General features: G+C 37.0%; 20 protein-coding genes. All 20 read right to left on the bottom strand.

Annotated features, from left to right (window positions below):
• Positions 1 to 157 precede the first annotated feature (157 nt).
• The gene (locus KTR06_RS12155) at positions 158 to 1717 is read right to left on the bottom strand and encodes an ATP-binding protein (RefSeq protein WP_232313597.1); all 1560 of its coding nucleotides are present in this window, start codon (positions 1715 to 1717) and stop codon (positions 158 to 160) included.
• Between the two features lie 298 nt (positions 1718 to 2015).
• Complete coding sequence (locus KTR06_RS12150) at positions 2016 to 4454, bottom strand: polysaccharide biosynthesis tyrosine autokinase (protein WP_049702722.1); 2439 nt, start codon at positions 4452 to 4454, stop codon at positions 2016 to 2018.
• A gap of 9 nt (positions 4455 to 4463) precedes the next feature.
• Positions 4464 to 5288, bottom strand: coding sequence for a polysaccharide biosynthesis/export family protein (locus KTR06_RS12145; RefSeq protein WP_049702721.1), 825 nt, complete (start codon positions 5286 to 5288; stop codon positions 4464 to 4466).
• Between the two features lie 34 nt (positions 5289 to 5322).
• Positions 5323 to 6729 carry an undecaprenyl-phosphate glucose phosphotransferase gene (locus tag KTR06_RS12140; protein ID WP_141409312.1) on the bottom strand — a complete coding sequence of 469 codons (1407 nt, stop codon included), beginning with the start codon at positions 6727 to 6729 and terminating at the stop codon, positions 5323 to 5325.
• A gap of 37 nt (positions 6730 to 6766) precedes the next feature.
• On the bottom strand, positions 6767 to 7522 hold the full coding sequence (locus KTR06_RS12135; RefSeq protein WP_141409313.1) for a glycosyltransferase family 2 protein: 756 nt from the start codon (positions 7520 to 7522) through the stop codon (positions 6767 to 6769).
• 42 nt (positions 7523 to 7564) lie between these two features.
• Positions 7565 to 8530: an NAD(P)-dependent oxidoreductase gene (locus KTR06_RS12130; protein ID WP_008022523.1), complete on the bottom strand. Its 966-nt coding sequence runs from the start codon at positions 8528 to 8530 to the stop codon at positions 7565 to 7567.
• Between the two features lie 110 nt (positions 8531 to 8640).
• Complete coding sequence (locus KTR06_RS12125; protein WP_217290378.1) at positions 8641 to 9771, bottom strand: glycosyltransferase; 1131 nt, start codon at positions 9769 to 9771, stop codon at positions 8641 to 8643.
• A gap of 9 nt (positions 9772 to 9780) precedes the next feature.
• Entirely contained in the window at positions 9781 to 10092 is a 312-nt protein-coding gene (locus KTR06_RS12120) for a serine O-acetyltransferase (protein WP_004303430.1), read from the bottom strand.
• Positions 10093 to 10370: 278 nt separating this feature from the next.
• Complete coding sequence (locus tag KTR06_RS12115; protein ID WP_008022530.1) at positions 10371 to 11684, bottom strand: UDP-glucose/GDP-mannose dehydrogenase family protein; 1314 nt, start codon at positions 11682 to 11684, stop codon at positions 10371 to 10373.
• An 11-nt stretch (positions 11685 to 11695) separates the two neighbouring features.
• Entirely contained in the window at positions 11696 to 12805 is a 1110-nt protein-coding gene (locus KTR06_RS12110) for a glycosyltransferase family 4 protein (protein WP_055234590.1), read from the bottom strand.
• A gap of 10 nt (positions 12806 to 12815) precedes the next feature.
• On the bottom strand, positions 12816 to 14126 hold the full coding sequence (locus tag KTR06_RS12105; RefSeq protein ID WP_151922222.1) for an HAD-IIIA family hydrolase: 1311 nt from the start codon (positions 14124 to 14126) through the stop codon (positions 12816 to 12818).
• 18 nt (positions 14127 to 14144) lie between these two features.
• Positions 14145 to 14789: an SIS domain-containing protein gene (locus KTR06_RS12100; RefSeq protein WP_055234594.1), complete on the bottom strand. Its 645-nt coding sequence runs from the start codon at positions 14787 to 14789 to the stop codon at positions 14145 to 14147.
• Between the two features lie 3 nt (positions 14790 to 14792).
• Entirely contained in the window at positions 14793 to 15851 is a 1059-nt protein-coding gene (locus tag KTR06_RS12095; RefSeq protein WP_151922223.1) for a dehydrogenase, read from the bottom strand.
• Between the two features lie 112 nt (positions 15852 to 15963).
• Positions 15964 to 17106: a glycosyltransferase gene (locus tag KTR06_RS12090; protein WP_151922224.1), complete on the bottom strand. Its 1143-nt coding sequence runs from the start codon at positions 17104 to 17106 to the stop codon at positions 15964 to 15966.
• A 3-nt stretch (positions 17107 to 17109) separates the two neighbouring features.
• Positions 17110 to 18327, bottom strand: a complete 1218-nt coding sequence (locus tag KTR06_RS12085; protein ID WP_151922225.1) for a glycosyltransferase family 4 protein — start codon at positions 18325 to 18327, stop codon at positions 17110 to 17112.
• Positions 18302 to 19504, bottom strand: coding sequence for a hypothetical protein (locus tag KTR06_RS12080; protein ID WP_236097339.1), 1203 nt, complete (start codon positions 19502 to 19504; stop codon positions 18302 to 18304). The genes KTR06_RS12085 and KTR06_RS12080 overlap by 26 nt, the downstream gene beginning before the upstream one ends.
• Complete coding sequence (locus KTR06_RS12075; protein WP_151922226.1) at positions 19501 to 20580, bottom strand: polysaccharide pyruvyl transferase family protein; 1080 nt, start codon at positions 20578 to 20580, stop codon at positions 19501 to 19503. The genes KTR06_RS12080 and KTR06_RS12075 overlap by 4 nt, the downstream gene beginning before the upstream one ends.
• A gap of 20 nt (positions 20581 to 20600) precedes the next feature.
• Positions 20601 to 21773, bottom strand: coding sequence for a Coenzyme F420 hydrogenase/dehydrogenase, beta subunit C-terminal domain (locus KTR06_RS12070; RefSeq protein ID WP_317196100.1), 1173 nt, complete (start codon positions 21771 to 21773; stop codon positions 20601 to 20603).
• Positions 21754 to 23289 carry an MATE family efflux transporter gene (locus KTR06_RS12065; protein ID WP_151922227.1) on the bottom strand — a complete coding sequence of 512 codons (1536 nt, stop codon included), beginning with the start codon at positions 23287 to 23289 and terminating at the stop codon, positions 21754 to 21756. Before KTR06_RS12065 ends, KTR06_RS12070 begins: the two co-directional genes overlap by 20 nt.
• An 80-nt stretch (positions 23290 to 23369) precedes the next feature.
• Positions 23370 to 23945 carry a UpxY family transcription antiterminator gene (locus tag KTR06_RS12060; RefSeq protein ID WP_055234608.1) on the bottom strand — a complete coding sequence of 192 codons (576 nt, stop codon included), beginning with the start codon at positions 23943 to 23945 and terminating at the stop codon, positions 23370 to 23372.
• Positions 23946 to 24159: the final 214 nt, after the last annotated feature.

Here is a 24159-nt window from a genome sequence, read left to right as displayed (position 1 = left end):
CGTTTTTTTAAAGATTTAAATTCAAATTATTTATTCACGTTTTGTTGATCAACACTGCAAAGGTGAAGCTTTTATTCCGGATAGAAAAGAAAAAAGCCCCTTGCGGAGCTCTTTATATTCATACTAGTATATAACAATTTATTAATCAGCAATATAATTAAACTTTTAGAATTTTCCATTCCCCTATTGTACACTGTTCGCTATCAAAACTGACAGCCACCTTTACTATAGGCAATCCGCACAAAGCAAAACGTTTGGGGTAATTCTTCAGATCAATTTGCTCCATCGCCCTATCCGCACTCTTGTCCAGTTTCAATTCCATCACATACAACGTAGTCTTTGTACGAAGCACCATATCCACCCGTCCACTGGCAGTACGAACCTCCACATCTACATAATAGCCCAACAAACTGAATATAATATAAAACATCTGTTGGTAGTGCCCCTCATATTTCGTATTATCACATTGAGGAATGGTAGACAGAAACGTTTGCAAACGACGTAAAGCAGCATCCATATCATCATTACGAATATCACGGGAAAGATAAGCTACCATAGTATTGGTTTCCGGTGTTTTACTAGCAACATAATTAGGAAGAAGACTTTTCATCAAACCTATTCTTACCTCCTTATTAGGAATATCCAATGTATATAAATCTAACTCCTTATCATAATCTTTTATCGTGATATAGCCACTTTGATATAACAATGGAGTAATGCTCACCATTCTTTCTGTAGGTGCATCAAAATCCTCCGCAACCGCAGTTTTTCTCCCTATCTCGGAAGGCGCTACACCAAATTTATCCAGCATCTTTATCAAATAAGTAGGCGTACCACTACCAAACCAATAAGAATTAAATTTACCATCTGCAAAAGCGTTAAGCAAACTGAATGGATTATATATATCAGGAGACGGATAAGTGAAATGATAGCCGTCGTAGTTTTCTTTCAGTTTTGCCAATACCTCTTCAGAAGTAACCTCCAGTTTTTGGGCTAATGCGTCTACATCATCTTTCATTTGGACAAGTATCTCGTTTTCTGTAATACCGCAAATGGCAGCATAAGACTCATTCATGCTAATATTCTTGATATTGTTCAATTCACTAAATATACTAAGTTGGGAGAATTTGGTGATACCGGTCAAAAACACATACCGCAAATAAGGATCACACGCTTTAAGAGGACTGTAGAAATTGCGCATGATGTTACGCAATACGCCAAGCCTCTCTTCCTCGTGTACTACATCCAGCAGAGGAGCATCGTATTCATCTATCAGCACAACCACTTGTTTCCCTGTCTGCTCGTAAGCGCGCTTGATGAGTCCTTCCAGACGCTGATTTGGATTAATCTCTCCCTCCATCTTTCCGTAAACCTCCTCATAACGAATTAGCTTCATATTCAACTCTTGCAACAGCTGTTCACAGTCTGCATGCTTGGCTGTACTCATATCAAAGTGAAGCACTGGATATTCCGTCCACTCCTTTTCCAGCTTTTCTATAGCCAACCCTTGAAATAATTCTTTCTGACCAGAGAAATAACTATGTAATGTAGAAGTCAACAATGACTTACCAAAACGACGAGGACGACTCAAGAATACGTATTTAGTGAAATGTACCATCCAATACACATATTCCGTTTTATCAATATAAAGGTAATTACTTTTCCGTATTTCCGAAAAAGTCTGTATTCCGATGGGGTATCTTCGTAAATTTTCCATTTCAATTCGATTTTTCACAAAGCTACAAAAAATATTCATCGCACCATTCACTGTTTTAAAAAAAATATCAACGATCTTCACAGACAGTTGATATTATAGAAATCACATCGGATTTACACCGACATGAGGGCGTTGATCAGGAATACACCGCTGTATATTTCCTGACCACAAAATGTAGGGTTCTTCATGTGTGTAGCATAAAGTTAGGGACCTACATGTTTCATCTCACTTTTGTGTAAAGTATTATAAACCACTCTATGACATTATTAATTTTAAAATATCTTGGTTATCAATGGATTTATTCTTCCTTACCAGATTGTTCTCCATATCCATAACCATAGCCGTATCGTTTACCATAACCATAATACTTGCCATATTTACCATAGCCGTAATAATAACCGTACTTTCTTTTCTTCAAATCCAAACCATTTATTACTGTACATAGGTTAGGCAACTTATTTCCATCAATAAGTTCATTAATCAAAGTATACTCATTTTTACGGGTATAATCCGCACGACATACATAAACAGATAAATCAGCCACACGTCCTATTAATAAGGTATCAGTTACCATACCGACAGGAGCGGTATCGAGAATCACATATTCAAAATTCTTTTTGAGAGTCTCAATCGCTTTATCCAATCCATCACGTGCTAACAATTCTGTCGGGTTAGGAGGAACTGTTCCACCAGGAAGAATATAGAGATTCTTACTGACATCAGAGAGCTGTACCAAATCCATCAAATTCTTTTCCGGATTAGCCAAATATTGAGTTATCCCTTGTTCTCTTTTTGATATATTGAATACCTTATTCAAACCTGGCTTGCGGATATCAAGACCAACTATTACTACTTTCTTCCCTAATAAAGAAAGACTGATAGCAAGATTACCAGAGATAAAAGATTTACCTTCACCACTGACTGTGGAAGTAACTAAAATCACCTTCTTGCCATTTCCAAGCATAAACTGAAGATTCGTCCGGACATTGCGGAAAGTTTCACTCATCAGGTTGTTTTGATTCTCAAATACAGCAATAGCTCCCTGCTTTTCATCTGTCAACGGGATATCACCGACAATAGGTGCACTAGTAAGTTTTTCTACATCTGCACGACCTTCAATCTTGAATTTGGTTAATTCAAGCAAATATATAACCCCTACCGGAATTCCGACTCCTAGTATCAAAGCGATCAAATAAGTAATTTTACTTCTAGGAGCCACAGGAGCATCATCTGCTATAGCTTCATCTATAATCTTCGCATTATTGGCTGTAGCAGCCAGAGTTATAGCATTTTCCTCACGTTTCTGAAGAAGCATCAAATAGAGTCCGGCCTTAATTTCCTGCTGACGCGCAATACTCACAAATTCGCGCTCCTGCCCAGGTGCCTCACTAATGCGACGGGAATAACGGCTCGCTTCACGATCCAGATCTGCCTTTGTGATAAACAATCCACGCAACACCCTGTCTAAAGAAACTTGCACATTCTCTTTCATTGCACTAATGCTGGTATCCAGGTTTATAATGGTAGGATTATTCTCTGTTGACGTACGCAGCAAACGTTTTCTCTCAACAAGCACATCATTATAACGATTAATGGCAGCCGCAAGATTCAAATCCTGCAATCCGATATTACTGGGCAGAACCTCATAACCTTCATTCTGCATATATTTCTGAAGATCCTGCAGCAAATTAATCTGGGTTTGATTCTCTACACGCTTCTTTTCATATTCAGCACTACCAGTTAAAGCGATCTGAGCATCACTGGTCAAATCCGTAATACCTGCCCCACGTTTAAAACTCTCCAAATCCTTTTCCGTGCTACCGAGTTCTTTTGAAATAATTCCAATACGTTCATTGATAAATTCTGCAGTTTTCTGTGCCACTTCATTTTTATCATTATTCGTATTGATATTATACATCTCCAATAGCTTATTGATAAAATCTTTGCCTCGCTGCACATTTGAGTTTTTCAACGATATGACAGCTACAGAAGTAGTTTTGGAAGTGGGTTCTATAGTCATATTTTTGCAACACCATTTCGCTACCGTCAAAGGCTTATTAATTGTTGCTGTAATATTACGTGTAGTCTTTTCCAAATTTGTAGTTTCTTCCGATGTTCTTTTAGAAGATAATACCGAGTCCGGCGTCAGGAAAAAAGCCAATGTCCCTTTATCGGTAGGAAAAACCGCCGGCAATTTCTCAAAATGTTTCTGATATTCATCATCGTCAATCTTCACAGTCACATCCATACTTCCCTGTGGTTGTAATGCCATCTTCACTATCATCGGCTCCTCCAACAAATCAGCCTCCTGCGGAGTCAGACTCACTTGTACAGGTGAAGTCTTATACATGTTCCTGGAAGGAAACTCATCCTCATCTGTATAAGAAATATAAAGTCCCAAATCTTCAACCACCTCTTTGACGATAGTCTTTGAACGGAGAACTTCAATCTCATTGTCAATATTCTGCGAAGAAGAGATCATACCATCCAATCCCAGACTCTCCAACCCGGAAAGCATTCCGGCACTCCCCCCTTTCTTATCATCCTTTATTAAAACCGTAGCGGAAATATTATATACGGGAGTGGATACATACAAATAGACCCATGCCGCAATCAAACACGCCACAACCGCCCCCACAAACCAAGGCCAGTGGATCAAATATTTAAACAATAGTTCCTTAACGTCTATATTTTCTTCCTTAGATTCTTGTGCTTCGTTGAAATCTGTTTCTTTCATTGCAAATCATTATTTTAAAATATTTACTAATAGGCTGACAATGGATACCAAGATAGAAGTGGCTGAGAACCAGAGACTGGTACTGTTACCTACATCTGAATTTCGAGCCTTTGCTTTATTGGGAGTTACATAAACAATATCATTCTGTTGCAACCAATAGTAAGGTGAAAGAATGGTTTCGGCCTTGTTCAAATCCAAGGTTACAATTTGCTGTTTGCCGTTTGCGTCTTCACGAATCAACTTTACATTATCACGAAGACCGTATACCGTCATATCACCAGCCATAGCCAATGCCTCCAACAGATTCACTTTCTCATTAGAGATAGTAAAAGTTCCGGGACGGGTAACCTCACCGATAACAGATATTTTATAATTTACCATACGGACCGTTACAATGGGAGTCTCCTTCATGTAAGGCTTCAATTTATCTATAATCAGCTGTTCTGCTTCCCTTTTCGTTAAGCCTCCTAACTTCAATTCTCCTAACACCGGAAAATTTATGTTTCCTTCATTATCTACCAAATAAGGCTGTAATACAGGTTGAGTAGTCACATAAGACGAAGTACTCACAGCTATTCCGGCATTGCTGGCAACCGTCAGGTTAAAAGGTATCGCAAGTTCAGGATTAGTACACGATACCACAATAGTCAACAAATCCTTGGGCATGATCTTGGCATCATACAATTTTTCCTGTTGTTCTACCTCGTTCACAACTTCCACATTCTGGAAATAGGGAACCTTTTTATAAGACTGACAGCCAGCCAATAGGAATGGCAACAATAGTAGCCACAAATTTCTTTTGTTTAGTCTTCTCATCATAATTCTTAAATTCATAATTAAACGCCCTTTAATTCTTAAGTTTTATTTTTTAATATGCTTCTTTTTCTCCATGTATAGCATTATACACCGTCTTATACATAATATATAAGTCCAATAAAAAAGTCCAATGCTCTATATACCAGATATCACGTTGCACACGTCCCTCCATCTGCCAGAGCTCTTTCGTCTCACCACGAAAGCCCGTCACTTGAGCCCAGCCAGTTATTCCAGGTTTAACGAAGTGACGAACCATAAACTTGTTTATCAGATTAGAATATTCCTCTGTATGTTTTAACATGTGAGGACGAGGACCTACAATAGACATATCTCCTTTCAATACATTGATAAATTGAGGCAATTCGTCCACACTCGTCTTTCTCATTATCTCTCCGATACGTGTTTTACGAGGATCATTTTCCGTAGCCTGAAGAGTGTCACATTGCGCATTAACTTTCATTGAACGAAACTTGTAACACCAGAATTCACGACCATCCTCACCACTGCGTTTTTGTTTGAAAAAAACAGGACCGGGAGAACTTAACTTGATCGCAATTCCAAAGAATATATAAACGAATGGAAAAACCGTAATAAGAAATAACCCTGAACAAACAACATCAAAAGCACGCTTGATAATACGGTTCTCCAGTGATTCCAATGGCTCACAACGAATAGAAAGTACAGGAACATTCCCCAATAACTCAAAATGCATTCTACGCTTCAAATAATTACGGACATTTGGAACACTAAAGAAACGGACCAAATGATTTTCACAGTAATTAATGATAGGAACAATCTCCGCACTTCGTACAGAAGGAAGACTACAATAAAGCTGATCGACCTCTCCCGCATGTTTTTCTAAAAAATCAGTTACTTCATTTGGCTGCCCTAAATATAAAACATCTTGTGGATATCGGTCCGAAGGAAAATCCTCGAAATAACCCAGTACACGATAACCGGACGTAGGATCATCCGTCATCGCATGATAAAGTTCCTGCATATTCTCATGGCTTCCAACCAATACTACCTTGCGAACATTTCCTCCCTTTTTCCGATAAAGCTCCAAACAGTGACGGGAAATTAAACGATAGCTGACAATAACAATTATTAAAGCAACATAAAACAGTCCGAAATATCGGGAATGGGAAAAATGAAAATGAAAAACAAGCAACGTACAAACCGAAAAAAAGACAAAAGGAACCATGTTACGTAAGACACGGATCATTATCTGTTCGGGACGTACCACAGGACGATGAAGAATAACACCTGAATGCATGTTACAAAGTAAATAGCACAGAGTGATAAGAGTCATGCCCTGAAAGATAGAACCGCAATGAACACACCAGAAACGGGTACCCAGTAACAAATTAAATCCCCATAAAAGCAGGTTCAGCAAAATAAGATCCCCAAAAAGGACCAAAGATTTTAGGACTTTGTTAAAACGTTGGACTTCCTGCATACACTTTATTTTTATAATTCTTATCTGGAATAATGACCTATTTTTTCAGTAACGCGAGTACAAACTGCGGTACTTTCCAAGCCATCTTTTCCAACTTAGTCAAAGTAGGCCATAATCCGTGCGAAACGTACACCCTAATATCCTCTTCCCACATCTTCTTACGTTTAGCACTATCAGTAGAAAGCCCCCCCATACGCATCCGCACGACATATTCATTGAGATATGTCACCGTGAGTCCACCAGTCAACAGATAACGCACCAATAAGTCACTATCAGCTGCAATTTTATAACTCTCGTTATAAAGCCCCTGTCTCATCATTACATCGCGTCGTATATAGCAAGTGGGATGAAGAGGAAGCCATCCATGACGCACTTTCCAAAGACGATACCCTCCCCCAATCCAGTTGCGCACCACTTTGTTCGTATCATCAGGATTCACAAAGAGACCATCACCATACAAGAAATCGGCATGTGTCCGTTTCATCCGTTCTACAATGCGCCCAACTACCCCATTATCGTAGAAAAAATCATCCGAATGTAGCAATCCGATTATCTCTCCCGTAGCCACACGAATACCTTTATTGATAGCCTCATACATACCATGGTCAGGTTCCGATATAATAATCGAGATACGATCCGCATATTCTCGGATAATATCCAACGAACCATCCGTACTGGAGCCATCCACCACTATAAACTCTATGTCATTATAATCCTGTGCTAAGACACTCTCGATAGCACCCCGAATCGTTGCTGCACGATTGTAGCACGAAGTTATAATTGAAACTTTCATAAAATCCCGCTTTATCTATTAGTAAAACATATACTGCCTCTGTTACTCATACTTATGAATCCAATCCAACGTAACTTTAGTACCCTCTACCCTCGATACCGGCAAATGAGGAGCTATTGATTTTATAGGCTCCAGATTATGAACATTATCCGTTGTCATATTATGCAGTCGGAAACTCGTCATAGGAAAAGCTATCCCTATCTTTTTTAAGCAATCTCCCACATACCCCATCCATCGGAAGCAAAAATAAGGGACATGAGGAATTTTAATACTTTCAATGTTTGCTATTTCATTAGCCCAATCTGTGATCGAATAAGCCTCATAATCACCTAAGTAATAAATATTCCGATTGACTTTTTTCGGAGAAGCCCGGAGAATTGATTCTATTTGATATATTGCATTATCAATATAACCATAAGTTTTTTTGCAAGCCTTTTCACCCATATGGAAATACATATGCTTTAGAACAATATGAAAGAATTTATCATAAGGCTCGCCAAACCAAGGCCCCCAAATGCTTGTAGGCCGAATGATACTCCAGGTGTAAGTTGTAGGATTGGCCTTTTTAATTCTTTTTTCGGTTTCCACTTTACTCTCTCCATAAAGAGTATGAGGCGCATAATCTTCAAAGTCTTTGGGCATATACCCCGGTTCGCAAACATACATAGAAGATGCAAAAATTGCACGCTGTACACTTCCGGCTTCATTTATAGCCGCTAATACATTGCTCACTCCACTCATGTTTGCATCATAATCTTGAAGCGTAACACCTCTCAAATCTGTACGGGCAGCCAGATGTATCACAATTTCAGGCTGAAACGCTCTAAATATAGATACAACACTCTCCTTATCACATATATTTATTGGTTTCCAAATACGATTATGTGCACTGATTTTGGGCTTTTCAATATCAATACTAAGAAGTTCAATGTTCTGATTAAAAAGGAAATATTCAATAAGATTAGTACCAATAAATCCACTGCCCCCGGTAATTAATATTTTTATCATTGCTTTTATCATCTAATTAATAAAATGAGAACTGATTACATGAAAAGACGCATGAATATTATAGAAGAAATAATATTTTCATGTGTATACCACAATCCTACTAAACTTATTTACAAAGAATAAATCTGGCAGATAAAATCTTCTACACTTTTACAATATTGCGTAACAGAATACATCGATCGTGATTCAGTATAAGCGTTCCGCCTAATATGATTATAATGTTCCTTTGATTCTAAAAGAAGAGACAATTTCGACGGAATTTCTTGTATAGAGTTGAACAAATAACCATTGAAACCATCTTTTACTAATTCAGATGTACCACCTGTGTTCAATCCTATAACAGGAATACCTCTTTGCATAGCCTCTACAGTCACTCTTCCAAATCCTTCACATCTAGAACACATTAACAATATGTCCATATCCTTATATATTTGATTTGAATTTTTCTCAAACCCATGAAAAACAACAGAATTATCCAAACTCAAAGATTTAACAAGCTTATGTATAACTCGTTTAAATCCCCCCTCTTTATCTCCCCAAATGTTCAATTTTGCATTTGGAAATATTTTTAAAATTTTCGGCATGGCATTGATTGCCAAATCTTGGCCTTTCGCTTTATCGAATATGCCAACGACCCCTAAGTTGAGAGAATTGCATATTTCCTTATCTTCAAATTCTACATTTGCGTCTTTCAGGCCGTTGTATATCACTCTTTGGCTTTTACCTAAAGGCTCACCTAAATTCACATGATTAGCAACTGAATAAGAAACATATATAACACCATCACTCTGATTTATAAACCTTTTCTTGCCTTTTTTTCCCATTATAAATTGCGCACCATGATCCAAATCCATAAACTCTCGAATATGCGATATATGTTTCACACCCAGTTTTTTTGCGACTTCAATACCGGTCATTTCAGCTGAAGTATTGGAATAAATAATATCTGGTGAGAATTTTTTTGCTTCTTTAATTAGAAAGGGAAGCTTAAAGAAAGTCCAAATATCGAGAATAGGAAGTGCCAAGTATTTTATATTACGTTTTAAATAATAGAGTTGTGTAAACATTGGTATCACTTTATAATCTATACCAATCATATCGAGTTCCTGACAAATATCTCCTTTAGAAGGTAAAATCAATTTCACATCATACTCATTATTGTGCAGATATTCAATGATAGTTAGCATAGAACGATTCGCACCATACAATTGACTATAATTAGCGATAAACAATATTCTCATAAAGTTTAATTATAATAATTCATACGTTTTTATTCCTTCTTTCTTGACAATAACGGCTGGATTTCCTATAATTGTGCTATTTGCCGGAACACTTTTAACGACTACACAACCCGCTCCAATTATTACATTATCTCCGATGATACAATCTCCCAATATTGAAGCACCACAACTAACAACCACATTATTTCCTATAGTTGGAGTTTTCCCATTTTTTTGACCAAGAGTAACATTGTGAAAACACCTAAAATGATCTCCTATAGATTTTGCATTCAAAAAAGTATTAAATGCATGTTCCATTTGAATATCATGGCCTATATTCATATTCTGATTGATTTTCGTATAGTAACATCTCGGAAGCAACCAGCTAAATAAGAAATGAATTCGACCAACCCGATAATAGAAAACATTTCTGTAAGGTTTATCATAGATGAGATGATAAATAAACTGTGTCAATGTTGGCATATCGGATTGTATCTTCTTTCTATTTTGATGAAAAAAATAAAGAAAAATATGTATCAGAAAGAGAGGTAATAAAATCCATGCGCATACAAGCCTTGTTTTTATTATTTTCATATAATAAACATAACACTATGTAATTTTCACTTCTCACCTATCCGAGTATACACAAATCCTAAACCTTCAAGCTCTTGACGATTATAGATATTACGACCATCCACAATCACATTGCCCTTCATACACTTCCTAATGACATTCCAAGTTGGCATACGGAACTGTCGCCATTCGGTCATCAGGGCTAAAGCATCGGCCCCGTCGGCTACATCGTACATATTTTCACAATAAGTCACTACATTACCTATTCTACGCTTACATTCCGGCATAGCAATAGGGTCAAACACCCGAACCGATGCACCGGCTTCCAGCAACTTCCCTATTACAACTAGTGCAGGAGCTTCACGCATATCATCCGTTTCTGGTTTAAAAGCCAATCCAAGCACAGCAATGGTTTTACCCTTCACATCCCCCATCAACGTTAAAAGTTTATTGTAAACGATCGTTTTTTGATTCTCGTTCACACGTTCTACTGCTTCAATCACCTCCATGTGATAGCCATTATCAATTCCCGTATGAATCAATGCCTTTACATCTTTCGGGAAACAACTGCCACCATAACCGCACCCTGCATAAAGAAACTTCTGACCGATACGGACATCTGCTCCAATACCTTTTCTCACGTTATCTACATTAGCTCCCATACGTTCACACAAGTTAGCTATGTCATTCATGAAACTGATACGTGTAGCAAGCATGGCGTTAGCCGCATATTTTGTCATTTCAGCAGATGGAATATCCATGAAAATAACACGGAAATTCTGAATCAAGAAAGGATGATAGAGCTTAGTCATCACTTCTTCGGCTTGCTTACTTTCAACACCAACGACCACACGGTCGGGACTCATGAAGTCTTTAATAGCAGCTCCCTCTTTCAGAAACTCCGGATTCGAAGCCACATCAAATGGAATGTTTACGCCACGTTTGTCAAGTTCTTCTTGGATAACAGCTTTCACTTTTTTAGCAGTACCTACAGGAACCGTACTTTTAGTAACCAAAATGGTATACTTATTAATATTCTGACCGAACTCACGAGCTACAGCTAGCACATATTTCAGATCGGCACTACCATCTTCGTCAGGAGGAGTACCTACAGCGGAAAATACGACCTCTACATCACCCAAAATCTTAGTGATATCAGTTGTGAAATGCAAACGGTCATAGGCAACATTACGTTTAACCAAATCTTCAAGCCCTGGCTCATAGATTGGCATCTCACCATTCAGAAGTTTGTCAATCTTCGCCCGATCAACATCCACGCAGGTAACTTTGTTACCCATCTCTGCAAAACAAGTGCCGCTTACTAAGCCGACATAACCTGTACCTACAATTGCTATATTCATTGAATGTAATTTTATATTTGATACAATATTTTATCGTTAATAAATTGCTGAAACAGCTTACAGATATCATTATTCCTAATATAATCCTCCCTATATTTACTCTGATTTCTTCTTAAACAAGATATATCTTCCTCGTTTAGCATCAATACTTTCTTTAAAACAGCCGTTAGTGCCTCGCAATTGTTACTTTCAAAAAGAAATCCATTTACTCCATCTTCTACCATATCGCTAAAAGGTACTATATCTGATGCAATGATAGGAACTGAATAGTTTATCGCTATGAGCGAAGGCCCCGACTGGGTTGCAGAACGATATGGCAAAACTAAAAAGTCAGCCTTAGAGAAAATAGTTGGAATATTCTCGTTAGGGATAAATTCAAAATTCAATTCATATATACTTTTATCCTTAATTAGAGATAAATATTTCTCTTGTTCTTCCTTTGTTGCCTTACCGGCAATTATTACTTTCAGATTTGGATTTTCAAGATTATTAACGGCTTTAATAAGCAAATCCAATTGTTTATAGTCTCTAATCAAACCAAAAAATAAAAGTGTCACCTCATTCCCCTTTTTTTCTATTATGGGTGCTATACCGAAGTCTTTTAATGGCATTTCCGTAAAAAATGCATTTTTTGACGGATAATCTTTTTTAAACAAATCCATTTGCATTTTTGAATAGAAATGAAACCATTTGAATGATTGATAGAATCGCTCCTTCAAAAAATCGACTAGCTTTGAACCTCTAAACTTCGTATCACCATGTTCGATGTAATTGTGAGAACATATTATTGTTCTTTTCTTGGAAAGAAAAAGAAGAGTCAGAATAATAAAGAACGGATTCTTTCCCGGAATAAAAATGTTTATATAATCTTTTCTCCGACATTCCTTATATATTTTAAAGAAATACTTAATAGCTGTACCGATTGATCTCAAGTCTCTATCTCTATACTTTTGATGTACATGTACCAATTTGACATTTCGTCCGATTTCTTTTTGAGGATACTTACAATTATCAAAAGGAGAAAGTACAAATACGTTTAGGTGATACTCTTTAACTAATTCAGGTATTATCGTTATATCAGTATCCCACCAAGAATCGTATGTTATATAATTTATAACCATTCTTATGTATTTATGAATAAAGAATCTTTTTAAGTATCTGCATTAATGCTTCTTCTTGATTTTGTTCCACTCTAATAGCCTCCTTCACCCCAGCATTTTCCCCCGCTCTCACATCTCCGTCACTATCCCCAATCATATACGACTGCGACAAATCGATATTGAAATCTTTTGCTGCTTGAAGCAGCAAACCCGGTTTGGGCTTCCGGCAATCGCAGTCACACTTATATTCAGGCCGCTCGCCAGGAAATCCTTTATCTGTATGATGAGGGCAAACATAAATGGCATCAACAAAAGCTCCCTCTTTGCCAAGTTCCGTTTCCATCTTGTTATGAATTGCCTGTAATTGCTCGAAAGTACAGTCACCACGGGCAATGACTGGCTGATTAGTGATCACGATAGCCAGATAAGCACTTTTATTGATAGCCTTGATAGCTTTAGCTACGCCTGGAAGAAGTTCAAATTGCTCGGGCTTGGTGATAAATCCTACCATCTTGTTGATAGTTCCATCCCGATCCAAAAAGATAGCTTTCTGTCGGTTCTTTAGATTATGAGCATGCACCTTGCCGGTCTTTATATCATTCTCTGCTTCAAAAAAGCGATCGGGCGTACCCATATCTTTAACATATTCCGGAGTATCATAAGCATAGATACGTCCGCTGCCAATATTTATTTTCAGCACATCGCGGTCGAGGTCTATCTTATCGGGAGTCTCCGGATGACGGGGTACAAAATTTTTCATCGTCTCCTTCAATAGTTCTGGGGAGATCAACTCGATGCCCGCATTCACACGATTTTTATAATAGAGACGTTCATCTTCTTTCGCCATCCAACAAATCACCCGATGGGTATCTACAGGCATACCACCTGCTATTTGGGGGGCTTCAATCTCCGTAACAAGCAGCGAACTGTCGTAAGGATGACCGTTAGGATGTGCCACTAAGCTAGCCCACGCTTTCTTTTCTTTATGGAATGCGATAAAGCGATTGAAATCCACGTCAATTATCACATCTCCACAAAGGAGCAGAAAATCTTCTGTAAGCTGGGGCATCTTGAATAGAGCACCTGCAGTTCCCAATGGATGATCCTCGATGAAATATTCAATGCATACCCCAAAACGACTTCCATCTCCAAAATAGTCCTTAATCTTTTCACCCAGATAACCGATAACTAATATTATATCAGTCAGGCCACATGCCTTAAGGTTGTCTATCTGATGCTCTAATATTGGCTTGCCACAAATGGAAAGCATTGGTTTGGGCACATCATTCGCCACAGAAGCAATACGCGTGCCACGTCCTCCAGCCATTATTACTGTCTTCATATAATTATTGTTGTTGATTTATCCAAAGAATTTTTCTTCCAGCATCAAACACAGGCAATGATATACCGGAAGATGTAATTCTTGTATCTTGTAAGTTTCAGTCTCGGGTACTCGGATACACACATCGGTAAATTCCATCAAACGATTTTCCTTTTCCCCCGTAAGTCCCACAACCTTCAATCCTTTTGATTTTGCAGCTACAGCAGCATAGAGAACATTCTTACTGTTACCTGAAGTAGATATACCCAAGAATACATCACCAGCACGCCCCAGACCATTGATTTGCTGTGCAAAGACAAGTTCAGGTACAGCATCGTTCATGAAGGCAGTGGTAAGCGAAGGTTCACCCACGAGTGAAATGGCAGGTAACGCCCCTTGCAGATGATCGGCAAGGACTGTCCCCATTTCCTCATCAATCTTCATCAAGCGGTCTATTTGAGCTGCATAGATTTTACGCTTCATCTTGAATTCCTTCATCAACTCGCCTACAATGTGTTCGCTGTCCGAGGCACTACCACCATTGCCGGCAACAAGCAACTTGCGCCCTGCCGAATAGGCTTCTTCCAGTATCTGATAAGCCAAGATGATATTTTGTTTACATACATCGAGAGTAGGATACCTCTCTATCAAAAGATCTACATGTTTTACTAACTTCTCTTCCATAAATCACTTAATGCTTAGTGAACCTACAGTATCCGTAGGATATATTTTCCAACCATGAGCACCTCCATCACTAAATTGGAACGGCATAACTAATCCATGAAGCTTCTTCAGTGCTTCTTCTACTTCTTTCTTATGCGTTGGCTCTACGATGAACATAATGAATCCACCACCACCTGCACCCGACACTTTTCCTGCTTTGGCACCTGCAGCCATAGCTACGTCCATAGCCTCTTGAATCACAGGATTGGTAATGTTATTTGCCATCTTCTTTTTATTTTCCCAACCTTCACGGAGAATATCCGCGAAGCCGTTTATGTCTCCTTTCAAAATGGCCAGTTTCATATCCTTGGCACTCTGTTTTATCTTGTGCATAGCTTCAATAGCATCGCTCTCTCCACTAGAGGTATTCTTTTTCTGTTCCTCGATAATAGCGGCACTACTACGCGACTTACCAGTAAAGAACAACAGCATACTGGCTTCCAATTCATCAATAATCCAACGCTTAATCTTAAGTGGATTGACAATCACCATATCGTTTTGCAAAAATTCCATGTAATTGAATCCTCCGAAAGCTGCCGCATACTGATCTTGTTTGCCACCAGAGAGACTCAAGTCCTTGCGTTCTATCTCGTAGGCTAGGCGGGAAATCTCGTAGTCTCCAAGAGGTAACCCTAGCCATTCTACAAAACATTTCAATATACAAACAACCATAGTAGACGAGGTACCCAGCCCCGATCCGGCCGGAGCATCATTGTAGGTAGTTATCTTGAATGATTTGGCATCGAGATCGTAATCCTTAATAATACGATTATACACACCTTTTATCAGGCTTGCTTCACCATCTATCTCCATTCTTTTTGTAGAAGGATAACACTTAAAACAGTTTGAGTCATAACTGTTAAGAACGATGCTATTGTCTCTTGTCTCTTCTATGGTGCAATAGGCATAAAGATTGATGGTGGCATTCAATATTAATCCTCCATAAATATCACTGTAAGGTGAAACATCACTTCCCCCTCCAGCCAGACCAAGGCGAAGAGGGGCTTTTGAACGTATTATCATAAAATCAATCTAAATGTTTTTCGTTTTGGATAATAAAAATATGAGATATAATAGAGAAATACTGTTTCTTGTTTTTCCTTAAAGAAATAGGATTAATTTGCTTTTATATTTATCAGAAATCAAGACTTGATAATAAATCCAACCACATAAGCCCCACTTTTTCCACATCAAACAAAGAACTTTTATCTATTGCAGCTTTTCTAATCAAATTCTTTTTTTCTTCAGGATAATTAATGAATTCCACAACTCGTTTCGCATATTCATCTTCATCAAACGAGTTGATTATAAACCCGTTTTCGCCATCATCTATAATATCATGTACAGAAGCAAATGAATCAAATGCGAAAGGTACACATCCATACTGCATTGCTTCTACAAGGACCATTCCAAACCCTTCATAATTACTTGTCATACAACTTATTATGGATTTCTTATAATAATCATCCGGATTTTTAAAACCATAAAAATTAATTCTTTCAAGATTCATATCCTTTGCCTTATTCTCGAAAAACTCTTTATCTGGACCACCTCCTACAATGTCCATACGATAATCAGGAAGCCGATCTTGTAGTTTTTGCCAAATGTTAAGCAGTGAAGATATTCTTTTTTGGGGCTCTGAAATGCGTCCAACATATAATATCACTTTTTCACGCTGTGTATCATCTAGAGAGTAAAATGTATCTAAAGGAAAAGGATTTGGAATAGCCACCACATTCTTCTGATCAAACTGAAAAATTCTTTTAAGATCATCTCTAAAAGATTCAGATAGTATAACTATTTTCTGATTATTATGAGCTATGTTACCCATAGCCTTGTGAAGACGGATATTAAACCTTATTCTTCTCAAAAACTTGTCTAATAAAGTATTCTGTAATCTGCTTGAAAGATAATGTATTCTGCCAAACAGATAAGCCGATGGTATATTATGTATATGATGTATAACTTTTATATCAGAAAGGGTTGACAAGTATCTCACAAGTCGAAAGTATTGAAATGCGCATATCACTATGTGAATATCCTGATTTTGAATAACTTGATCAATTATTTCGTTATATTTTACACCACAACGATAATCATCAGAATAAAAGATGCCTGTGTAGACAGAGTGTGTATCATAATCAGATTTTACTCTATATACAGCATATACATTATATCCATTGTTACGCAAAAAAGGGGTAAGATTATGATAAACTTTTTCTAAACCACCAGTTGTGGGATCTATAGCATTGGGGAACGTTATAAGTATATTTTTCATAAACTATATTTTAGAATGGATGTATTCTACAAATTGTTTATATTGAAGTTGATTGTCAAACAATTGTGCCCGCAATACAGAATGCAGAGCCATATTTTTCAATTTAACTTTGTCCATACCATATATATTTTTCATTGCAACGGCCAATGAATTGACTAGATTTTCGTCATTCTTGACAACAATACCACATTCCCCATCAACAATTTCCGGCATACCTCCACTTCTCGTTATAATAACAGGCAATGAGCTTGCAATCGCCTCAAGGCAGGTTAGTGCAAAAGGTTCCTCCCATGTGGAAGGGAATACACCTACATTTGCAATTTGATAGTATTTATGGATGACTTCATACTTCACAAAACCTGTAAATATAACCCTCTCACCCAATTGATAAATGATAGACGCAAGTTCTTTTTCGAATGGAGACACATAGGTCGAAGAAAACGCAAAGCTCCCGACAATAAGCAAATAGGCATTAGGCATTTTATCTTTAGATTCCAAGAAAGCAAGCAGCAATTCTTTTATACCTTTGTAATCCCTCAATCTACCCGAAAAAACAAAAAGAAAGGAATTTACAGGAATATTAAGCGACTTTCTTAATACATTTCTTTCTTCAATTGTAGTCCTTACATTGAACTGATCGAAATCTATTGAATTATACAATAACCTGATGGCAGCTCCATATTTTCCTTCAATATTTTTCTGCAACACTTTGCATATATAATTGCTAATCCCCAAATAAAGGTCTGTTGATTTTGCATTCAAATCATCCCAATGACGCAAACCATGGAGCGGTATATTATGTATGCGTTGTATAACGGGCAATGCGGTTTTCCTTTTTATATAATCAGCATTAATTGAGGAACCTTCCAGAAGAACAGCATCAATATTGTTACTATTCTTGATGAAACGAACCAACGCACTTGCATAACAATATCCAATAAATGGCAGACCTGTCCGTAAAGCTATAAAATTATAACAACGCTTTAGAAAATCTGTTATTCGATTCAAAATACTCGAAGTACTAACAAAGTGAAAATGGGTACACCTATACTTTTTTGCCTTTTCTCTTGCATTAGCATTGTCAATAGAAAAAATCTCAAGTTGCATTTGCTTTTCTTTTTCATTGGTATCAATCAAAAGCTGAACCAATGTTTCTACTGCACCTCCCAAAACTGACGGTATAGGTAATGTCCCATTATTCATTATAGCAATTCTTTTCATACAAGGATATTTTATAAATGAGGTATAGACATATTGCTTGTATCAAAAAACATCCTTGGCGAACAAATTCAGCAGAGGTAAATCCACAAGTCAGAATGTATCCGAACCATACAGAAAGATATAAATATTTCTTAGGAAGTTTTGCAAATGCCGCTTTTAGTGACCACCATAACATTCCAATCAGACTAAGTACTCCAGTCATCCAACTAATTCCCAACAATCCCCAATCGTAATAATGCAATCCGTATGATTCATTTCTCAAAATTTCTAAAGAATAAGATGTTCTTAATGCCCGGTTACATAATCCAGAACCCAAAAACATCTCTACCGTACTCTTATAATGATGACCATAATAATGGAACAAAGTTGCATATCTAATATAATCTTTATTGCCAAAAGTCTGGTCAGATTCTTGCCTCTCCATCATTCCTTCAAAAACCGTCTGAAAGATGGGAGTAAGATAAAGTAAATAAGCACCTAATCCTCCCAATGCACACCATAAGACAAGTTTCTTTGAAAAGCCGTTAAATCTTATAATCATTATTATAGAAAATACAGCAGAAAAGAACAGTAAAGTTCTAAATCCAAATAATAACATACAAATCAATGAAAGCAACATGGGAAGTATATAGTTCATTTTCTTCTCCAAAATTTTATTCAAAGTATAAAAATATCCCAATGAATTAATGGACATTCCCACCATTCTAATTCGTCGGTTTAACACATCTATTGTTTCATTGTATTGATTGTTTTCATTTAGAAATACAAGTTTGGGATAGACTGAAACTTGATATAAGTAACAAAGGCAGAATATGATAAAAGCCCAAAACAACACCTTTTCGAGAACTTCGATACTTACGTTGTATTTGCACAAAACAAAATAAAATACAACCATAAAATAGATATTATATTCAGCCATGATACTAACTGGACTTTCATACCTAAAATACATACACGAAAAAATGCTTAGTATACAACTGACTACAAAGATTGAAATGGGCTTACTGTAGGATGTTCTTTTTTTAAAGAAAAAAAAGAAAATACCCACCAATACAGGAAATAGATATCTAGGTGTTGGAAGAAGACCGTAACCTTGTTCCAATATCAGACAAGCTATTAATAATATCGGAAAGGAGTTAGCCAATGGATATCTTTTGACTATTGCATTATTCATCATTGTATAGCCTGCTTTATAAATGTTTCTGAAGTCCGGACTAGAATATCTATATTAGGGGTGTTATGAGACATTTCCTGAATATCCCCGCTATCTACATCAACTGTCGAATTTTCTATGCCGAAAGTATTCATTACGTCCAAAGCTCGTCCATCTCCGGGCGAATTGAACAATACGGTTTTGAAAGGCTTGTTGAATATTATAGAAAATGCGGTTCCGTGAAACGATGTTGTAACGACACATGAGGCATTGGCAAACAATCCCACAAATTCAAAAGGAGATGCTGTTAATATTCGATTCTTCATTTTTTTATATTCAGCCTCTGCTGTTACTTCAACCACACTCATATGGTGTAATATAGCATATTTATTTGCCATATCCAGTACCCTATCGTCTCTTTTTACTTGATATACAAGAAGGTATGGTTTATCTATAAAAGTTGGTTTAACAGCTATCTTTTGCCATTCATTGGCTGATAATAAAAAGACAGGGTCTACAACTTTCGTTATTTCTTTATTTATGAGTGGTTGCAAAATATTTTTAAGTTCTGACTCTCTAACTGAAATATTCTCAAAATTGGAGAGCACTTCTTTATATTTTTTATAGTCATCGGAGATGATTCGTTTGGCTTCAGTACTAGCTGCATAGGATATAAATTTACCTTTATGACTGACACTTCCACAAAAGAATTTATCAAAGCCATTGGTAATTCTAGGATTCCAAACTTGGTCACTACCACAAATTATTATATCATAGCCTATAACCTCACTGTCTGTTTCCGTATATTTCCGAGTTGAAAGAGGTAAGCTATCTATAAATGATTGAAATTTGTCAGAACGTTCTTTTCTTTCCGTTAAGAACGGTAATATTCTAAGAACAAAGATAACTTTTCGTATTATATTAAGTCGGGAAATTCTACGCCAAGGCATAATACCATGAGACATGGTTAACGATCTGGGTCTATAATCTATTATCTCTGCATCATAGTTATTCTTCCGCAAATACGTTACTAAAGCATAGGCCTGCAACACGGCCCCATAATTGTGAGCACAATGAAATGTCAATATTCCTATCTTCATATTAAATGGATAATTTCCGCTTAATTTTGTCCATTAACATTCTTAGTTGATAACGATAACCTACATTTCCATATTTCCTGGCAACATACAAAAATCCTCTTTTTTGATAATCCTTTGCAAATTGATGCCAACGAGGATCTACGTTGCAATGAGTTCATCAATTCTACATGCTTTGTATGCAGCATATAAGAACATTCCCTAAAAAGGCTACACCCCTTATCTGTGTTACAAATAACAAGCGAGATTCCTTTATTGTCTGTATTCATTTCCGGTGCGACTTTTTCATATCCCCAAAAGTCTCCGATAGTCAAATCAGAAGGTCTGGAAAGATTGCAATATCTACAATGCTCACAAGAGGGTCTGGAGACTAATCCTGAACCAAAAAGATACCCTAACAGAAAATCTTTATGAATAGAGTTATCCGCAAGAGTAAAACTTTCCATATATGGTTGATACCATCCAACAGATTTATCTCGAAATTCTAGTTTGATAACGTTTGATTTGAATTTTGATTCTATATAGCCAAGATAGTCTTTCCATATAGAAGGACTGGGCACTGCATGACAAATAATGTCTACGAGAATGAGATTTTTTCTTTGAGCTTTTCCTATATAACTATTCAAACCTGCAGTTTGACATGGAGTACCAGAGAATAAAACAGCCAGACCTGCCTTCAAATCTTGCTTCACTTGGCGGAACACCGTATTCATATCGCTCTGTACATACTTACTTCCCTTGAATTCGTTACATTCTTCTTTTGTAATTGCTCGTTTATGGACGACTCTAAAATGGTCAGCATATCCTGCACCATACACAACGCCACCATGTTCCAGAATATAATCAGACATAGCAACAAATACGGCTCCTGAACGACTATATCTTAATTCTTCTTCTATTTTATGCCTTGCCGCATAAGCCAAAGGCTTATCTATATTAAAGCTTTTATCGTAATCGTCATTAAAAGCACACACCTTCTCACACAGACCGCAATCAACACAATTGCTTCGATCCACTTCCGGATAGAGAAATCCAAGCGCATCTGGCTTCATTGTAATAGCATCATGAGCGCAAATACTGGCACATGCAGTACATCCGCAACAATCTGCCGGATTATTAATATTTATCATTGTATCAACCGGATTTTTCTTATTGTTATTGAATAAACTCGTTCTATCATCTTCTGATTTTTGCACATAAAGCACTTACCTTTGCCCGGACAAAAACTCTTTCTTCTTTACTGCATCCTATATAGAATATCGAAATTGATGTGGTAAGTATTGACACTACAGATATAATTAAAAAGGATAAAAAGGTTTCATTTATGTTCTTTAATAATAATATCGGTACAATCGCTGATGTTGACATTACCATCAGGACTTTTAAATACACATATTTCAAATACTTGACAGAAGATAATCCAATCATTCCTCTGAGCATATAAAGACGTGCAACTAAACAACATTGAGATATAAATATTGCAACAAACAATACAGATTCCGGTACACATCCTAAACGAAGAAAGATATATGATATAGGGAGATTCAGCATCTGCAAACCACCTACCATAATCTGATAGTTCCGAATTCTACCCGTAGCAAGCATGGCTGTAATCAGTGGATTTGAAATAGATTCACTCATGGCAAGAAGCAACGTTAGCCGCACAAACAGAACCGCATGTTCCGGCACCAATTTCAACCATAGTCCAAGAATATAGTGAGTATTGATAATCACAGGCAATGAGAGCAACAACAACATATAAAATGAGAACTTCGCTCCTTGAAAGATAAGTGTCATCATATAATCGTAATTGCCAGAAGCATAAGATTTTGTAATTTGTGGATTTAATGCTGTCATGAAATTACTGACAAATCCTGAAATTGCTGAATTTACTTGCATAGCAATACCTTTAGCTGCATTTACAGATGGACCGAAAAACAAATTAATGACAACATTTCCACCTTGATCTCTTAACACGGATGAAGCAGCTCCAATGAAATTCCATCCTGCAAACCCAAACATATTCTTTAAAAGTTCTTTATCCCAACAAAAATGATAAGTACACTCTTTGAAATGCCTTTTACAATAATAGCCATAAGTAAAACGAATAATTACCGCTACAGAACACATCAAAATTGAATAAAACAGCAATTTATCCATAGGAGCTATAACGATCAAATATGCAATAATAAGTTTGCCTATAGCTTCCAATATACTGATATAAGCAAAAGCCGACATTTTTTCATGTGCTATTATAGATGCGTTATATGGAACACTTATAAGATTTATGACAAAAGTGACAATAGAAAATTGGAGTACCCAATTAGCTGCCAGTATTCTATCTGCTGGAATAATCATCTTAGAATTAAGAAACCATACACCAACAAGCTCTATTAATATGACTACGATTAAAGATAACAATATTTGGATAGTAACCGATGCTGAAAATATCTTATTCAACTTACTTTGATCACCTTTCCCCAATTCAAAGGTAATAAATCTACTGATAGAAGCAGATAATGACCCCGATATTACCGAAAACATAGCTACAACGCCACCTACGACATTATATATACCAAAATCTTCAACTCCTAGAGCATCTAGTATGACACGTGAAGTATATAAACTCACGATCATCATAAAAAGCATACGAATATAGAGAAGTAAGGTATTCTTCGCTATTCGCTTATTGTTGTCTGTCGCTTGAGACATGTAAATATTTACTATATGCCTATAATACCTTTAAAGGTTATTCGGCACCTCCTATGTCATACTTTTGATTAATAATTTGATTATTGCCTCTCACCTATCGGCTCTACATACCCAACCGGCATATCCGCACAAGCACACCCCAGCATATTCAACCGGACAGCAATCTTACTTCTACCATCTATCATGACAAGTTCTCCTACAAGCCCTGTCAAGGGACCTTTAATGACACGCACTTTTTCACCACGTGCCAAAGGAGCACTATTCATACAAATTGCCTCTTCGGAATAGTCGAGCATAAAACGGAAACGAGCCATTTGTTCATCAGGAATGATAGTTGGACTGCTCTCACCACGCATTACCATATACCGACTAACAGTGGAAAAGGAAAGAACCTCTTTACGTTCTTTGGGATCAGCGTGTACAAAAACCATCATCGGAAGCAATACGGATTCAACCACTTTACGGCGGTCACTCCATTGATGTACTTCTTGCTGGACTGGTACAAAATTTTCAATCCCCATTTTATCTAAACGCTCGGCTACTTTCTTTTCATGATGCATACGGACCAGAGCGACATACCAGCGTTTAGAGTGTGCTACGCCTTCCCCTGTCCCAATACTAGGCCCAGCACTTAAAGTTTCTTTCGTTAGAATCATACTTTTTTACCCCTTACTTTTCCGTTACTTCTTAGGTAACGGATAAGGTACTCATTCACAGAAAAACAGATGAAAGCAGAAAAACATGGACAGGAACTGCCTACAAAGATGTTTTTCTAACCTACGCGAAGGGAAAAGCATCTTTGGAAACAGAGTACAGGAATTTCAGGCATGATCAAACAGAATCATCATGTCCTGATATATTTTTGTTGCA

Source organism: Bacteroides sp. MSK.20.12 (assembly GCF_019052435.1).
GTDB lineage: Bacteria > Bacteroidota > Bacteroidia > Bacteroidales > Bacteroidaceae > Bacteroides > Bacteroides xylanisolvens.
Note: the sequence above shows the minus strand (reverse complement) of the source record. Positions and strands in the feature narration are given on the sequence as shown.

Bases quoted from the DNA above. Each gene is read 5' to 3' on its own strand.
- KTR06_RS12155 (WP_232313597.1), bottom strand. From the start codon at position 1,717: ATGGAAAATTTACGAAGATACCCCATCGGAATACAGACTTTTTCGGAA.
- KTR06_RS12150 (WP_049702722.1), bottom strand. From the start codon at position 4,454: ATGAAAGAAACAGATTTCAACGAAGCACAAGAATCTAAGGAAGAAAAT.
- KTR06_RS12145 (WP_049702721.1), bottom strand. From the start codon at position 5,288: ATGAATTTAAGAATTATGATGAGAAGACTAAACAAAAGAAATTTGTGG.
- KTR06_RS12140 (WP_141409312.1), bottom strand. From the start codon at position 6,729: ATGCAGGAAGTCCAACGTTTTAACAAAGTCCTAAAATCTTTGGTCCTT.
- KTR06_RS12135 (WP_141409313.1), bottom strand. From the start codon at position 7,522: ATGAAAGTTTCAATTATAACTTCGTGCTACAATCGTGCAGCAACGATT.
- KTR06_RS12130 (WP_008022523.1), bottom strand. From the start codon at position 8,530: ATGATAAAAATATTAATTACCGGGGGCAGTGGATTTATTGGTACTAAT.
- KTR06_RS12125 (WP_217290378.1), bottom strand. From the start codon at position 9,771: ATGAGAATATTGTTTATCGCTAATTATAGTCAATTGTATGGTGCGAAT.
- KTR06_RS12120 (WP_004303430.1), bottom strand. From the start codon at position 10,092: ATGAATATAGGCCATGATATTCAAATGGAACATGCATTTAATACTTTT.
- KTR06_RS12115 (WP_008022530.1), bottom strand. From the start codon at position 11,684: ATGAATATAGCAATTGTAGGTACAGGTTATGTCGGCTTAGTAAGCGGC.
- KTR06_RS12110 (WP_055234590.1), bottom strand. From the start codon at position 12,805: ATGGTTATAAATTATATAACATACGATTCTTGGTGGGATACTGATATA.
- KTR06_RS12105 (WP_151922222.1), bottom strand. From the start codon at position 14,126: ATGAAGACAGTAATAATGGCTGGAGGACGTGGCACGCGTATTGCTTCT.
- KTR06_RS12100 (WP_055234594.1), bottom strand. From the start codon at position 14,789: ATGGAAGAGAAGTTAGTAAAACATGTAGATCTTTTGATAGAGAGGTAT.
- KTR06_RS12095 (WP_151922223.1), bottom strand. From the start codon at position 15,851: ATGATAATACGTTCAAAAGCCCCTCTTCGCCTTGGTCTGGCTGGAGGG.
- KTR06_RS12090 (WP_151922224.1), bottom strand. From the start codon at position 17,106: ATGAAAAATATACTTATAACGTTCCCCAATGCTATAGATCCCACAACT.
- KTR06_RS12085 (WP_151922225.1), bottom strand. From the start codon at position 18,327: ATGAAAAGAATTGCTATAATGAATAATGGGACATTACCTATACCGTCA.
- KTR06_RS12080 (WP_236097339.1), bottom strand. From the start codon at position 19,504: ATGATGAATAATGCAATAGTCAAAAGATATCCATTGGCTAACTCCTTT.
- KTR06_RS12075 (WP_151922226.1), bottom strand. From the start codon at position 20,580: ATGAAGATAGGAATATTGACATTTCATTGTGCTCACAATTATGGGGCC.
- KTR06_RS12065 (WP_151922227.1), bottom strand. From the start codon at position 23,289: ATGTCTCAAGCGACAGACAACAATAAGCGAATAGCGAAGAATACCTTA.
- KTR06_RS12060 (WP_055234608.1), bottom strand. From the start codon at position 23,945: ATGATTCTAACGAAAGAAACTTTAAGTGCTGGGCCTAGTATTGGGACA.